Raw genomic sequence first — 13971 nt, forward strand, 5'->3', positions numbered from 1 at the left:
TCCGAGTGTGTTGGTTAGTTACTTGACTAAGAAACCATGGAACGCACGCGCCTGTCAACCCCCGGCGTGCGGCGGGCTGTGCGGCTCGCTCAGTCGGCGGGCGTGTCGCTCGCCGAGTGCCCGGCGTCGAGCTCGAGGGCGACCTTCTTCTCGAGCACCTCGATGGCCTCGTCGGAGATCGAGAGGAGCCCGTCGAGCTCCTCGCGGACGCGCCGGTACGCCAGCTGGCGCTCGGCAGGCGTCGCAGCCTGATCGATCGCGACGGTGAGGAGCTGCTTCGCGGTGTTCAGCCGCTTCCGCTCGCCCTCGGTGAACGAGGAGTCGCGGACGCGCCGCGCATCGCGCTCGGCGATGTCGAAGGCGACCTCGAAGTCGGTCACGGCAGCGCGATACGCGGCGAGGTCGCCCGCGCTGATGCGCTCGTCGGCCGAGCGCGGACGCAGATTGTCGGCCGTCTTCTTCGCCCGCAGGAACGCCGCGGTGAGCTCCTGCCGGCCGTCGCTCATCGTCGGGAAGGCGATGAGCTTCGCGACATCCAGCTCGTATTCCAGCCAGCGGGCCGTGACCGCGTCGTGCGCATGGAACAGCTGCTCGAGCTGCGTGGGCACCGGCGAGGCGCGCGTGATGGGCTTCGGCTCCGAGGCCGTCGCGACGGTGACGCGCGAGGCGGCCTTCAGTTCGCTCTTGGCGCGGATGATCTCCAGGCGCCGCTTGTGCCGCCGCCGCGCGGCGCTCTCCCAGCCGCGCGCGATGCCGCCCGCGGCTCCGATGAGCGGGAACGCCAGCCACCAGTACCCGCGGAGGAAGTCGAAGAAGGCGTCCACGGTGCCATGCTATGCAACCGCGGCAGGCGTCACGGACGAGGCGGCCGTCTGCTCGAACGCGACGGCACGGGCCACACCGGCGGAGGGGGCGCGTCGGGGGCGGGAGGCGCGGGGGGCGACGAAGGCGTCGTGCGCGGCGGCGTGGGGTCGACCGGAGCGTCGGCGGGCGCATCGCTGCGCGCGGCGGAACGCGCGGCGTCGCCCACGCGGGCGATGACGTCGGCCGACGAGGCGATGACGGTCTCGGTGACGCGCTGCGCGACCTGGGTCCACCGCGGCGCCGACGGCTCGTCTTCGGCAGGCGGCACGGCGCCGCTCGCGCGCGCGTGGCGCCACGCCTCCTTCTCCGCGGCGTCGAAGCTCGCCTCGAGCCGGTGGACGGCGTCGCGGTACGCCGCGAACTCGCCCGGCGACATCGGGGTCTGCGCCGATCGGGGGCGCAGGCGCTGCGCCGTGGCGCGCTCGGCGAGGTACACGGCGGTCAGCGGCGAGCGGACGTCGCTCATGACCGGGAAGGCGATGAGCTTGGCCGGGTCGGTCTCGTAGTCGAGCCAGCGTCGCGTGACGGTGTCGTGCGCGGTCATGAGCTGCGCGAGGGGCAGTCGTGCCGGGTCGGATGCCGCACCCGGCAGCACGGCGCGCGCGGCGGCGACGCGGGCACGCTGGGCACGCACGCCGGCGGCCAGGGCCCGCGCGTCGCGCTGGGCGCGGATGAGCTCGTTCCGGGCGCGGGTCACATCGCTCGACGATGCCCGTCCCGCGGCGCGCTCGGCCTGGACGCGGGCGAGGTCGGCGCGTGCGACGCGCACCTCTGCGCGGGCGCCCGCCGCGGTCGTGCGCGCATCCCGCAGCTCGTGCCGGGCCGCGTCGTAGGCGAGCCGCCGGGCATGCGCGGCCCGCTGCCGGCGCACGCCGAACCAGCCGACGGCCCCCGTGCCGATGACGGCCGGGGCCACCCACCAGAACTCGGCGATCGCCACCCAGAGGTCCACGTCGTCATGCTAGCCACTCCGCCTGGGAGTGCAGCGGGGATCGAGCGGGCGGGGTCAGCCGAACAGGAGGGCGAGGACCGTGGCGCCGCCGCCGACGATGACCAGGGCGCCGATCACCGTCCACGCGACGATCTTCATGCGGGTCGCCCGCCGGTCGCCGAAGCCGGCATACTCGTCCTGGTCGCTCATGCGCCGGCCTCCACGGGGATCTCTTCGATGATCGCCCCGAAGGCCGCCGGCAGCGTCCCCCGCGACTCCGCGCGCAGCTCGGAGAGCGGCACGGTGAACAGGTCCTGGACCTCGAGGGCCGGCTCTTCTCCGACGGCCGCGGGATCGGTCACGCCTATGCGCAGGACGGGGTAGCCGCGTCCTTCGCAGAGGCCGCGGAACTTCACGTCCTCTTCGCGCGGCACCGACACGATGACGCGGCCGGTGGACTCGCTGAACAGGGCCGTCGCGGCATCCACGCCGTCGCGCTCCATGATCTCGCGCAGCCACACCCGCGCGCCGACGCCGAAGCGCAGCACGCCCTCGGCGAGAGCCTGCCCGAGCCCGCCGGCGGACAGGTCGTGCGCCGAGGCGATGAGCTCCTGGTGGGAGGCGGCGTGGATGAGCTCGGCGAGCTTCTTCTCGTTCTGCAGGTCCACGGCGGGCGGGCGGCCGCCGAGGTGCCCGTGCACGGTGCCGGCCCACGAGGAGCCGCTGAGCTCGGTGGAGGTGACGCCGAGCAGGTAGATGTTCTCACCGGCATCCTGCCAGCCACTCGGGATGCGGCGCGCGACGTCGTCGATGATCCCGAGCACGCCCACGACGGGGGTCGGGAAGATCGGGGTGTCGCCGGTCTGGTTGTAGAAGCTGACGTTGCCGCCGGTGACGGGGACGCCGAGCTCGAGGCACGCGTCGGCGAGACCGTCCACGGCCTGCCCGAACTGCCACATGACCTCGGGGTTCTCCGGGCTGCCGAAGTTCAGGCAGTCGGTGACGGCCGTCGGCACGGCGCCGGTCACGGCGACGTTGCGGTAGGCCTCCGCGAGGGCCAGCTGCGCGCCGGCGTACGGGTCGAGCTGGCAATAGCGCCCGTTGCAGTCGGTGGAGATCGCGAAGCCGAGGCCGGACTCCTCGTCGACGCGGATCATGCCGGCATCGTCCGGGAAGCTCAGCGCCGTGTTGCCCATGACGTAGTAGTCGTACTGGTTCGTGATCCACGCGGTGTCGGCGAGGTTGGGGCTCGACACGAGCTGCAGGAACTGGCGGCGGAGCGTGTCCGGGTCGTCCGTGCGGGGCAGCGCCGAGGCCGAGTCCTCGCGCAGCGCGTCGATCCACGTCGGGTAGGCGACCGGCCGGTCGTAGACCGGACCGTCCACCGCGACCGTGGAGGGGTCGACGTTGACGATCTCCTCGCCGTGCCAGAAGATCTGGAGGCGCCCGTCGCCGGTGACCTCGCCGAGCACGGACGTCTCGACATCCCACTTGCCGGTCACGGCGAGGAAGGCGTCGAGCTTCTCCGGCGCGACGATCGCCATCATCCGCTCCTGGCTCTCGCTCATGAGGATCTCCTCGGGCGTGAGCGAGGGGTCGCGCAGCAGGACGCTCTCGAGGTCGACGCGCATGCCGGAGCCGCCGTTGGCGGCCAGCTCGCTCGTGGCGCACGAGATGCCCGCGGCGCCCAGGTCCTGGATGGCCTCGACGAGCTCCCCCTTGTAGAGCTCGAGGCAGCACTCGATGAGCACCTTCTCGGCGAACGGGTCGCCGACCTGCACCGCGGGACGCTTCGTGGGTCCGCCGTCGGCGAAGGTGTCGGATGCCAGGATGCTGGCGCCGCCGATGCCGTCGCCGCCCGTGCGGGCACCGAAGAGGACGACCTTGTTGCCGGCGCCCGTCGCGTTGGCGAGCTTGATGTCCTCGTGGCGCATGACCCCGACCGCGAGGGCGTTGACGAGCGGGTTGCCCTGGTAGACGGCGTCGAACACCGTCTCACCGCCGATGTTCGGCAGGCCCAGGCAGTTGCCGTAGAACGAGATGCCGGAGACGACGCCGTGCACGACGCGCGCCGTGTCGGGGTGGTCGATGGCACCGAAGCGCAGCTGGTCCATGACGGCGACGGGCCGGGCGCCCATCGAGATGATGTCGCGCACGATCCCGCCGACGCCGGTCGCGGCGCCCTGGAACGGCTCGATGTAGCTCGGGTGGTTGTGCGACTCCACCTTGAAGGTCACCGCCCAGCCCTCGCCGACGTCGACGACGCCGGCGTTCTGCCCCATCCCGACCATGAGCCGCGTCTTCATCTCCTCGGACACCTTCTGGCCGAAGCGGCGGAGGTAGTTCTTGGACGACTTGTACGAGCAGTGCTCGCTCCACATGACGGAGTACATCGCCAGCTCGCCGGAGGTCGGGCGGCGCCCGAGGATCTCGCGGATGCGGTCGTACTCGTCGGGCTTGAGGCCGAGCGCCGCGTACGGCTGCTCCTTCTCCGGCGTGGCGACGGCGTTCTCTACGGTGTCTGCGACAGGGGTGCTCACGCGGCTGGGCTCCAAGATTCGGGTGCCGGGGATGGTCTCATCCTACCGGCGCCGCTCGCACCCCCTCCCGGCGGTGCGGCTGCCTGGAAAAGGGGTCAGGATGCGCCGCCTCGCGCGCGCTGAGCCGGCGCGCAGCGCCACCATTCGCGCCGCGCGCCGGGGGCTCAGTCCCGGTGCGGTTCCTCGTCGTCGAGGATGCCGATGCCGACGGCGTGATGGCTCGGCTCACCGTCCTTCGCCGGGGGCGCCTTCGGCTCTTCGCCGGGGTCCTTCTCGGTGCTGGGCTCCTCGAGTTCGGCCGTCGTGGGCTCGTCCTCGGGCGCGTGCTGCGCGCCGGCCTGCGGGTCGTCGCTCGGCATCGTGGTGTCTCCCTGGGTCGCGTCGGACATGACGGACTCCTTTCGTCTCCCTCAGGATCGCTGGTGCGGCGCGCGTCGCCCCAGGGGCTTGACCGGTCCGCATCCGGACGGTAGCCGCTTACGCTGGGGTGATGGACTTCTCGCTCGAGCTCTCGCCCGACCTGATCGCCGTCTTCCTCACGCTCTTCGTCCTCGAGCTCGTGCTCGGCGTCGACAACGTGATCTTCATCTCGATCCTCTCCTCGAGGCTCCCGGTCGCCCAGCAGGCGCGGGCGCGGAACCTCGGGCTGACGCTGGCGATGCTCATGCGCGTGCTGCTGGTCTTCTTCGCCGGCTGGATCATCACCCTGACCGAGCCCATCGTGACGCTCGGCGAGCTGGAGTTCTCGGTGAAGGACTTCATCCTCATCGTCGGCGGTCTCTTCCTCGTCTACAAGGCCGTGCACGAGATCCATCAGAAGCTGGAGGGCGCCGAGGAGCACCACGGTCCCGGCGACAAGGTCGCGACGGCGACCTTCGGCAGCGTGCTCGTGCAGATCCTGCTGCTCGACCTCGTCTTCTCCCTCGACTCCGTCATCACGGCCGTCGGGATGACGAGCAACATGATCGTCATCATCGCGGCCGTCGTGCTGTCCTTCGGCATCATGCTGTTCGCCTCGCGCTTCATCTTCGCGTTCGTCAACGCGCACCCGACCGTGAAGATGCTGGCCCTGTCGTTCCTCCTCCTCATCGGCGTGTTCCTCATCGCTGAGGGCTTCCACATCAAGATCGACAAGGCGCTCATCTACGGCCCGATGGCGTTCGCGATCTTCGTCGAAGGCCTCAACCTTGCTGCCGCGGCACGCAAGCGGCGTCGCGACGCCGCCCGCTCCTCCGGCCCCGTGCAGCTGCGGCCGACCTATCCCGCGATCGACGAGTCGGTGGCCGTCCGTGCCGCGACCTCGACCGATCCCGGCGCCGGTTCCGTGGGACTGTCGGGTCGCCCCGTCGCAGGGACGGATGCCGGTGGGCCCGACGACCGGCACGGCTTGGGCTGACGTCCGATGATCGGCGGGGAGGCGGAGCGCGCGCTGCGCGCGCGGGCGGGCGAGCTCGATGAGATGCTCGCGCGGCTCGATCGCGATGAGGAGAGCATCCGCGTCGACCGCGCCGACGCCACCGCCGACGACGAGCACGACCCGGAGGGATCGACGCTCTCCGGCGAGTGGCAGCGCGTCGAGGCGCTCCGCCGGGCGGCCCGCGCCGAGCGGGCGGACGTGGATGCCGCGCTGCAGCGCGTCGCCGACGGATCCTACGGCGTGTGCGCGTCGTGCGGCCGGCCGATCCCGCCGGCGCGGCTGGAGGCCCGGCCGATGGCGACGCTCTGCGTCGCCTGTGCGCAGCGCGCCTGAGCGGGAGCCGGCGGTGGACCTACTGCTTCGCCATCTCCACGGTCATCGCCACGCTCATCGCGGTCAGCTCGTACTTCAGCGTGCCGTCCTCGTAGGTGAACACCTTCGATTCGTCGCCGGAGGCCAGAAGCGCGGGATCCATCTTCTCGACGTCACCGACAGACGTCCACGTGAACGTGTCGGTCGCCTCGGTGGGTGCCTCGTAAGTGCCGATCCAGTAGAGCGCCGTCGTGGACTCCGCCTCGTTGACCCAGTTGACCGTGATCACGTCACCGGCGATCGTGGCGGTCTGGTACGAGGTGGCCGAGTCCGAGTTCGTCTGCTTCCACTCGCCGGTGAGGTCCAGGTCCGCGGCGGGAGGCGTCGGCTCCGCGGCCGGGGTCGTCGGCTCCGCAGGGGGTGCCGACGCGGAGCTGCCGCCTCCAATTCCTTCGCCGGCAGGGGTCGAGGGGCTGCCTGAGCACCCCGTGAGCAGGAGCGCGGTCAGCGCGATCGGGATGAGGATGCGGTGCTTCATGATCGGATCCTACGGGCGCCGGGTGGCGGGGCCCGCCGGGCGGCCGAGGTGTCCGGCAGAAAGTGTCGGGAACGCGTTGAGATGACACTGAATGTCAGGCGCAACAGGGCCTGGCGGCGGCGAAGGGCCTATGTTGTCGTGACACTTTCCGGTGGGGTTCGCGCCGTCGATTGCTGAGTTCGGACGAGCGACGTTTGCTACGCAGCGATCTGGCGGTCGATGAAGGCGGCCATTCCTGGCACTGTGAAAGCGATGACCCCGTGCTCCGGGGCGTAGATGAGGCCCTTGCTGATGAGCGATGCCTTGCGTCGTCGACCTCGATGCGAGGTCCCGTGGCGACGTTCCACGTCTCCTGGCCGAACTGTTGCAGGAAGCAGGGGGATCTCCCCGAGGCCTCCACGACGACATCGACAGCTTCGTCGCTCCACTCAGCCTGTTCGATTGCAGCAGGAATGGTCAACGCTTGGGCTACCACCTCGGTGTCGAGCTGCCGGATATGTGTGTACTGAAACCGCTCTGCGTAGGAGCGCGCTTCGGCGAGGATGCGGGGCAAGCTTGGCAAGCCGGCAAAGGCGAAGAGCACGGGCCAGTTGTCCTGCGCGGCCGCGTGAGCGATCGTGCAGAGCGTGGCGAGCTCGGCGTCCTGGAGGTCTTGAGCTTCGTCGATGAGGATGGCCAACCCGGTGCCCTCCTCATCGGCGGCATCGGAGAGGTCGTCGATGAGCTTCGGGTCTTCCCCACTCCACGAAGCCCGTAGAGCACGTAAGGCTGATCGGTGCGTCCGATTTGGACTCTCTCCAGAGAGGTCGACCACCCGCGCAGCGCATCGTCTCGTCCGACCAGAGCTGCTGGCTTGCGGCCGGCGCCGGGAGAACAGGGATTACGGATGGGATCCATTCCCGTGCCCTTCTACGAATGAATAGCCGAGTGCTCGACGCCGACGATGCGCACATCGCGCAACGGCACCCGCAGCATTGCTGCCACGCGCTCGAATTGCACGGGCCATCCCGGCGAGTAGGGAGCGACGGTGATTGCCACGATCCCAATACCTCAGGCACAGTCGACGAGACGGCTAACGCGTGCGCCGCGTCTCGTGCGCCCAGATCGCGATCTCCACGCGATTGCGAGCGCCGAGCTTGGTCATCAGGTTCGCCACGTGGGTCTTCACCGTGCTGAGGGTGATGTAGAGTTCGCCGGCGATCTCGCTGTTGCTCAACCCGCCGGCGACCTTGGCGAGCACCTGCTCTTCGCGATCGGTGAGCGGCTCGAGCGGCTGCGCGGGCGACGCCGCGGGCTCCGACCCGGCGAACGCCTCGAGCAGCCGCACGGTGACACTGGGTGCGATGAGCGCGTCCCCACTGGCCGCAGCGCGAATCGCCTGGGCGAGAAGCTGCGGCCCGGCGCCCTTGAGCAGGAATCCCTTCGCGCCTGATCGCAGCGCGGCGAACACATACTCGTCCAGGTCGAAGGTGGTGATGATGACGACCGCCATGGGATCTTCCACACCGGGTCCCGCGATGGCACGGGTCGCCTCGATGCCATCGAGACCCGGCATCCGGATGTCGAACAGGCACACATCCGGTCGCAGGCTGCGGGCGAGCGCGACGGCTTGGGTGCCGTCGACCGCCTGGCCGATCACCTCTATGTCAGGCTGCGCGTCCAGGATCATGCTCATCCCGGTGCGCACGAGCTCCTGGTCATCGGCGACGAGCACTCGGATGGTCACGCGGCCCATCCAACACGAGGCAGCGTCGCGGTGACGGCCCACCCGCCGCTCGGCATCGGCCCGGACTGAAAGGTACCGCCGAGCAGGGCGGTGCGCTCCATCATGCCCACGATGCCGAAGCCGGGGGTCGGGGCGGGGGCGGCGTCGCCGTCGTTGGTCACGCTCAGGTGCACCCCGTTCGCGCTCACGTCGACGTCCACGGCCACGCGGGTGACCTGTCGCGCGTGGCGCAGCGCATTGGTCACCGATTCCTGGGCGAGGCGAAAGACGGCTGCGACCACCGGCATCGGAATGCTGCCGTCGTCGCCGGCGACCCGCACCGTGACCGCGGCGCCACCCGGGCGCGTGCCCGCGAGTCCCTCGATGTCGCTGAGGCGCGGGGTGGGTGCGAGTTCGGCGTCTTCGCCCTGACGCAGCACCCGCACCATCGAGCGCAGATCGCCGAGGGTCTTGGCGGCCTCGGCCTCGATCACGGCGAGGGCATCGGTCGCGGCAGCGGGATCTCGTGCCGCCACGGCGATACCCGCCTGAGCGCGGATCGCGATCGCCGTGACGTGGTGGGCGACCGTGTCGTGCAGGTCGCGGGCGAGGTGCTCCCGCTCGAGCGAACGGATGCGGTCGACTCGCCGCCGGTTCGCGGCCGACCATGCGCGGAACACGACGCCGAGCACGGACACCGACAGCAGCACCGCGAACCCTCCGACGAGGATGTCGAACCCCGGCGCGCGCGCGAACGACACCCCGAGCACCGTGAGCAGCAGCGCGGAGCCGAGCAGCAGCTCACGGCCGGAGCCCCATCGGAACAGCGCGTACACGAGCACCACGACGAACACGCTCGCGTTGAGCTCGGATCCAGGAGACAGCAGCTGCACGGGGGTGCCCACGGCGACCGCGATCGCGAGCATGAGCAAGGGCCGAGTTCGGCGCCACAGCACTGTGGGAGCGGTCGCCAGCACACTGAGCGCGGAGGCCAGTGGAAGGGGGAGGTCGGTGCGCAGGATCGTCTCGACGATCGCGAGCGCAACGACGACGGCGAGGAGCACCCAGTCGCGCCACACCCGCCGCGGTGGTGGGGGAACCGCACTCGGCGCGCTCCACGCGGAACGCAGGAGCCCGGTCACCACCTCATGATACGAGCGCACCGGATGCAGGGGCACGGGATGCAGGGGCACGGGATGCTCGGGCGCGCTTGATGATGATCAACTCGGCCACCGCGCTGTTGATCACGAAGCCCGCGGCGACGAGGAACGGTTCGCCGAAGGTGTCGACCTCCTCGCCGAAGATGAGGGCCCACAGGACGAAGACGAGCGCCTGGGTGCCGCCGGAGACGGCGATCGCATAGGCGCGCGTGAACCACGCGCCGTGCGCAGCGAAGTCGCCCCGCCTGATCGCGAACGCCCCCCGCACCAGACACCCGGTCATCGCGACGCCGAAGGCGAGGCGGACCATCGCCTGCGCGAACTCATCCGCGCGCCCACCGAAGACGACCGCCAACCACACACCGGAGAGTGCCGCGATGAAACCGGCCGGGATGAGCACGCGACCCGTCGCGCGATGCCATATGCGACGGATGCGCAGCGCGGGCGAGAACTGAAAGGCGCCGAGCAGGCAGAACGCGCTCATCGCCACGACGTGGCCGATCAACGGCACTGGCGAGTGATCGAGGAGTGTGTTCTGAGCTGTCAACTCACCGAGACGAAGTGCCCCTCCGACCACGGGCAGTGCGCTCAGCAGCAGGAGCCCGGTGATGGCGAGCCAGCCACTCCGGTGGCGTGAGCGGGGTCTCTCGCCGGTCGGGTTCGCAGTGCGGGTGCCGGCGCGAGTCGAGAACATGGCTCGATGCTCCCTTGTTGCCGGGGAGCCCGCATCGGCACGGAGCACGAGTCGAGACCCGTACTTTCGGCCGAGATGGTTCGGGCCGTTCTGCTGATGCGGGCGGCTGGCGGAGCCGCGAGTGTCGAGGTATGGCAACGAACACCCTGATGACCGCCGCCGTCTATGACGCATTCGGTGCTCCAGACGTTGTGCGCCTCGAGCGGCGCCCCGTGCCCGCGGTGAAGTCCGGCGAGGTGCTCATCCGAGTGCATGCGAGCACCGTGAGTGTCGCCGATCATAGGGCGCGAGCGCGCGACGTCCCCCGCGGGCTCGGCCTGCTCGCAGCCGCCGGCATCGGCCTGTTCCGACCTAAGAGACGCGTTTTGGGCATGGATGCAGCGGGCGTCGTCGAAGCTGTCGGGCCCGGCGTCAGCGCTTTCGCCCCGGGTGACAGGGTGATCGCCGCAACGGGAAGCGCGTTCGGTGGTCACGCCGAGTACGTGTGCGTGCCCGAGGACGGCGGCATCACCCGGGCCCCCGCCAACCTCACCTTCGAGGAGGCTGTCACGCTGGTGTTCGGCGGCATGACAGCCCAGGGCTTCCTGTCGAAAGTCTCGATCGGGGCGGGCACGAGCGTTCTGGTCAACGGTGCGTCCGGGGCCGTCGGAACGGCTGCCATCCAGCTCGCCACACTGCTCGGCGCCCACGTCACCGCAGTGACCAGCGGCAGGAACACCGAGTTCGTGACCTCCCTCGGAGCCGACCGCACCATCGACTACGCCCGGCAGGACTTCGCCGCGAACGGCATCCGATACGACGTGATCGTCGACTGCGTCGGCAACGCCGCCTTCGATGGGGTCGACGCATCCATCAATCCGGGCGGTGCGCTGCTGCTCGTCATCTGCGACCTGCGGGGGATGCTGCGCAGTGGCGGGCAGAGCCGCAGGTCGGGAAAGCTCGTCACCTGGGACGTCGGCAGACCCGGCGCTCCGGAACTCGCCCACCTGGTCAGCCTCGCCGAAGCAGGTCGTTTCCACCCCGTCATCGACCGCACCTACGACCTCGCCGACATCGTCGAAGCGCACCGCTACGTCGACACCGGCCGCAAGCGCGGCAACGTCGTGCTGCGCGTCACGTCCGCGTGAAGCCACCCACCGATCGAGTCATCGAGACTCACCGAGAAGAGAGCAACCATGGCCAAGCGAACGAACACCCGCAAGCTGCTCGACAGTCCGCCGATCGCCGCGCAGCTCAAACTCGCTGCCGCATGGACGAGTTTCGTCTTCCTCTACGCCTATGTGGACATCTTCGCCTTCTACAAACCCGGCGTCGTCGATGACATCCTCGCCGGCGTCGTCTGGGAGTTCGAGACCAACGGGACGTGGGCGGTGACGGTTCTGACACTCCTCGCGATCCCGATCTTCATGGTCCTGCTGTCGATCGCGCTGCCCGCCCAAGCGAACCGGATCACCAACCTCGTCGTGGCCGCTCTGCAGGTCCCGTTCGCGGCGTTCAACGCGGTCGGGCAGGTCGGCAACTCGTGGATGTACTTCTACCTCTTGGCCGTCGCACTCGAACTGATCGTGCTCGCGTTCATCCTGCGCACCGCCTGGACGTGGCCCCGCAGCTCCGCCTCCCCAGACGACCTCGCCGCTGCTGCGGACGTGAGACACCGAGTTCACGGCTGACGCCGTCTGCCTGATCGAGCGAACACCGATCAACCGACCGCGACGAAGGAGTAAGCGATGCCCACACCGAAGAAAACCGCCTACACGCCGGCTCGCCGAGCGCTGGCTCGAGACCGGCTCGTCGGCGCCTCGGCGATCGCGTTCGCGGTGCTGTGGGTGATAGAGAACGTGGTGTTCGCGGTGACAGGGGCGCCGTCGTACAGCGCTCCGATGGAAGACGTGGTGGCCTACTACGCGGCAAACAGCAGTGCGGTCGCAGTCATATCCGGGTTGGTGGCCCTGTACCTGCCGTTGCTGCTCGTCTTCGTGACGGGCCTGCATGGCCTCGTTACGCGACACGGCGGGGCAGGCGCCGACTGGTCGGGCCTCGCCGTGGCGGCCGGCGCGACCCTGACGGCCGTATTCGTGCTCTTCAACATCACGCAGATCGGGCTCACGCTCTCGGCCGACGCGCTCTCCGCGCCGACCGCCGCATTCGAACTCGTCTGGCGGATGCACGCGGCTGCATTCGGGTTTGTGCTGCCGATGCTCGGCACCACCTTCCTCGGTGCATCCGTCGCGGCGCACGTGAGCGGACTGACTCCGGGTTGGCAGCGTGTGTTGGGCCTGGTCGGTGGGACCCTGCTTCTCGCTGCGGGGCTCGGCAGCCTCGCGATCGCCGGTGGCTCAACACTGATCTTCGTCGGGCTGTTGGGCTTCGCGGGCTGGGTCGTCTGGCTTCTCGTAACCGGCGTACGACTCCTCAAGCGGTGACCGCGATGGTGCGGCGTCGACTCGCCATCAACACCGCCGACCTCGTCTGACAGAAGTCCTGCCTCATCCTGCTCGGCGCTCGGGTCACCCGCAGCCGCATCGGCGTTTCGCTGCATTCAGCGCAACGACAACGAGGACCAGTGGGGACTGCTGAGGGTTTGGGTGACTCCTGATCTGTGGTGATTCGTCGCCGCTGGAAGGATGTCCTCATGCCTAAGCCGTTCCCTAAGGAGTTCCGGGACGATGTCGTTGCGATCGCGCTGAGACGAGAGTCGTCGTTCGCTCAGATTGCGAAGGACTTCGGGATCTCGGAGTCGTGTGTGCAGAGACGGGTCAAGATCGCTGAAGTCGACGGCGGTCGCCGTCCCGGTGTGAGCTCGAGCGAAGCGCTCGAGAATCGTGAGTTGCGCAAGCGGGTGAAGCTTCTCGAGCAGGAGGTCGAGATCCTCCGGCGGGCGGCAGCGTATCTGTCGCAGGCGAACCTGTCGGGCCCAAAAGGCTCTACCCGCTCGTGAGTGAACTCGCCGCCGATGGGATCCCCGTCGCGGTGACGTGCCGGGTGCTGAAGTTCGCGAAACAGCCGTACTACCGATGGCTCGGAGACCCGGTGTCGCAGCGGGATTGGGACGATGCGCACTTGATCAACGCGGCGATCGATGTGCATGCCGACGACCCCGCGTTCGGATACCGGTTCATCGCCGACGAGCTCGCTGAGGCCGGGTTCACCGCATCGGAGAGGCGGGTGTGGCGGGTCTGCTCGGAGAACGAGATCTTCAGTGCGTTCGTCCGCAAACGGCGCGGCAAGGGGCGACTGGTCGGCCCGCCGGTGCGCGACGACCTGGTGCGGCGCGAGTTCACCGCGACCGGCCCGGACCGGCTCTGGCTCACCGATATCTCCGAGCACCCGACCGGTGAAGGCAAGCTCTATCTCTGCGCCATCAAGGACGTGTGGTCGAACCGGATCGTCGGTTACTCGATCAACGAACGGATGACCTCAGAACTCGCGGTCTCGGCGTTGCGGATGGCGATCCAGCGTCGAAACCCGACAGGGACGACCGTGCACAGCGATAGGGGAAGTCAGGGCGGATTCAACTGGTCGTCGCAACACCTTGAATCGGAGGTGTTTGGATGGTTCGACGACAACAGCAGGCAGATCGAGCGGTGCGGCCAAGGCTTCGGTCTCCGGGCACGCCTCCGATCCCGCGAGAGGTGCAGCATCGGTTCTGGGTCGAGATTGCGACGGGGTTGTTGCCGGAAGAAGCTGCGGCGCGGGTCGGGGTGTCGCAGCCGGTCGGTGGCCGGTGGTTCCACAACGCTGGCGGCATGCCGCCGTTCGATCTGAGCAAGCCCCCTTCAGGCCGGTACTTGTCGTTCCGTGAGCGGGAGG

Annotated in this window: 16 protein-coding genes and 2 pseudogenes; 8 read left to right on the forward strand and 10 right to left on the reverse strand. The window is 69.2% G+C overall.

Annotated features, from left to right (window positions below):
• Positions 1 to 89: 89 nt before the first annotated feature.
• From BR85_RS10385 to BR85_RS10400, 5 genes are all read right to left on the reverse strand, one after another.
• A complete protein-coding gene (locus BR85_RS10385; RefSeq protein ID WP_028496178.1) occupies positions 90 to 824 on the reverse strand; it encodes a hypothetical protein in 735 nt (244 codons plus the stop codon).
• A gap of 29 nt (positions 825 to 853) precedes the next feature.
• A complete protein-coding gene (locus tag BR85_RS10390; protein WP_197018612.1) occupies positions 854 to 1816 on the reverse strand; it encodes a patatin-like phospholipase domain-containing protein in 963 nt (320 codons plus the stop codon).
• A gap of 54 nt (positions 1817 to 1870) precedes the next feature.
• Positions 1871 to 2005, reverse strand: coding sequence for a hypothetical protein (locus BR85_RS15805; RefSeq protein ID WP_261798686.1), 135 nt, complete (start codon positions 2003 to 2005; stop codon positions 1871 to 1873).
• A complete protein-coding gene (gene purL, locus BR85_RS10395) occupies positions 2002 to 4335 on the reverse strand; it encodes a phosphoribosylformylglycinamidine synthase subunit PurL (protein WP_036272638.1) in 2334 nt (777 codons plus the stop codon). The genes BR85_RS15805 and purL overlap by 4 nt, the downstream gene beginning before the upstream one ends.
• Positions 4336 to 4499: 164 nt before the next feature.
• On the reverse strand, positions 4500 to 4724 hold the full coding sequence (locus tag BR85_RS10400) for a hypothetical protein (RefSeq protein ID WP_231478636.1): 225 nt from the start codon (positions 4722 to 4724) through the stop codon (positions 4500 to 4502).
• Positions 4725 to 4825: 101 nt separating this feature from the next.
• Here BR85_RS10400 and BR85_RS10405 point away from each other — a divergent pair, with 101 nt between their 5' ends.
• Positions 4826 to 5731 (forward strand): TerC family protein, encoded by a 906-nt coding sequence (locus BR85_RS10405; RefSeq protein ID WP_028496176.1) that lies wholly within the window; start codon positions 4826 to 4828, stop codon positions 5729 to 5731.
• A gap of 6 nt (positions 5732 to 5737) precedes the next feature.
• Positions 5738 to 6085 (forward strand): TraR/DksA family transcriptional regulator, encoded by a 348-nt coding sequence (locus BR85_RS10410; RefSeq protein ID WP_028496175.1) that lies wholly within the window; start codon positions 5738 to 5740, stop codon positions 6083 to 6085.
• Positions 6086 to 6104: 19 nt separating this feature from the next.
• Here BR85_RS10410 and BR85_RS10415 read toward each other — a convergent pair whose 3' ends face one another.
• Positions 6105 to 6602 carry a hypothetical protein gene (locus tag BR85_RS10415; protein ID WP_028496174.1) on the reverse strand — a complete coding sequence of 166 codons (498 nt, stop codon included), beginning with the start codon at positions 6600 to 6602 and terminating at the stop codon, positions 6105 to 6107.
• Between the two features lie 298 nt (positions 6603 to 6900).
• Between BR85_RS10415 and BR85_RS15430 the strand changes: the two genes are divergently transcribed.
• A complete protein-coding gene (locus tag BR85_RS15430) occupies positions 6901 to 7359 on the forward strand; it encodes a hypothetical protein (RefSeq protein WP_155947967.1) in 459 nt (152 codons plus the stop codon).
• 152 nt (positions 7360 to 7511) lie between these two features.
• Here BR85_RS15430 and BR85_RS15690 read toward each other — a convergent pair whose 3' ends face one another.
• Genes BR85_RS15690 through BR85_RS10430 form a run of 4 tightly spaced genes read right to left on the reverse strand, consistent with a single transcriptional unit; the run spans position 7512 to position 10161 of the window.
• Positions 7512 to 7640 (reverse strand): GrpB family protein, encoded by a 129-nt coding sequence (locus BR85_RS15690; RefSeq protein WP_166657803.1) that lies wholly within the window; start codon positions 7638 to 7640, stop codon positions 7512 to 7514.
• A gap of 34 nt (positions 7641 to 7674) precedes the next feature.
• Positions 7675 to 8328 carry a response regulator gene (locus tag BR85_RS10420; RefSeq protein ID WP_028496173.1) on the reverse strand — a complete coding sequence of 218 codons (654 nt, stop codon included), beginning with the start codon at positions 8326 to 8328 and terminating at the stop codon, positions 7675 to 7677.
• Entirely contained in the window at positions 8325 to 9449 is a 1125-nt protein-coding gene (locus BR85_RS10425) for a sensor histidine kinase (protein WP_028496172.1), read from the reverse strand. The genes BR85_RS10420 and BR85_RS10425 overlap by 4 nt, the downstream gene beginning before the upstream one ends.
• Before the next feature lie 4 nt (positions 9450 to 9453).
• On the reverse strand, positions 9454 to 10161 hold the full coding sequence (locus BR85_RS10430; RefSeq protein WP_051526255.1) for a DUF2306 domain-containing protein: 708 nt from the start codon (positions 10159 to 10161) through the stop codon (positions 9454 to 9456).
• 131 nt (positions 10162 to 10292) lie between these two features.
• Here BR85_RS10430 and BR85_RS10435 point away from each other — a divergent pair, with 131 nt between their 5' ends.
• The 5 genes and pseudogenes from BR85_RS10435 to BR85_RS15700 form a co-directional block, all read left to right on the forward strand.
• Entirely contained in the window at positions 10293 to 11288 is a 996-nt protein-coding gene (locus BR85_RS10435) for an NAD(P)-dependent alcohol dehydrogenase (protein WP_197018610.1), read from the forward strand.
• A 48-nt stretch (positions 11289 to 11336) separates the two neighbouring features.
• A complete protein-coding gene (locus BR85_RS10440) occupies positions 11337 to 11831 on the forward strand; it encodes a DUF6326 family protein (protein ID WP_051526254.1) in 495 nt (164 codons plus the stop codon).
• 57 nt (positions 11832 to 11888) lie between these two features.
• Entirely contained in the window at positions 11889 to 12584 is a 696-nt protein-coding gene (locus BR85_RS10445; protein WP_028496170.1) for a hypothetical protein, read from the forward strand.
• A 209-nt stretch (positions 12585 to 12793) separates the two neighbouring features.
• A pseudogene (locus BR85_RS15695) lies at positions 12794 to 13665 on the forward strand (IS3 family transposase); the annotation flags it as partial.
• Between the two features lie 47 nt (positions 13666 to 13712).
• Positions 13713 to 13971, forward strand: a pseudogene (locus BR85_RS15700) (IS30 family transposase); the annotation flags it as partial.

It is taken from the genome of Microbacterium sp. UNCCL10 (genome assembly GCF_000746195.1).
Classification (GTDB): Bacteria; Actinomycetota; Actinomycetes; order Actinomycetales; family Microbacteriaceae; genus Microbacterium; species Microbacterium saccharophilum.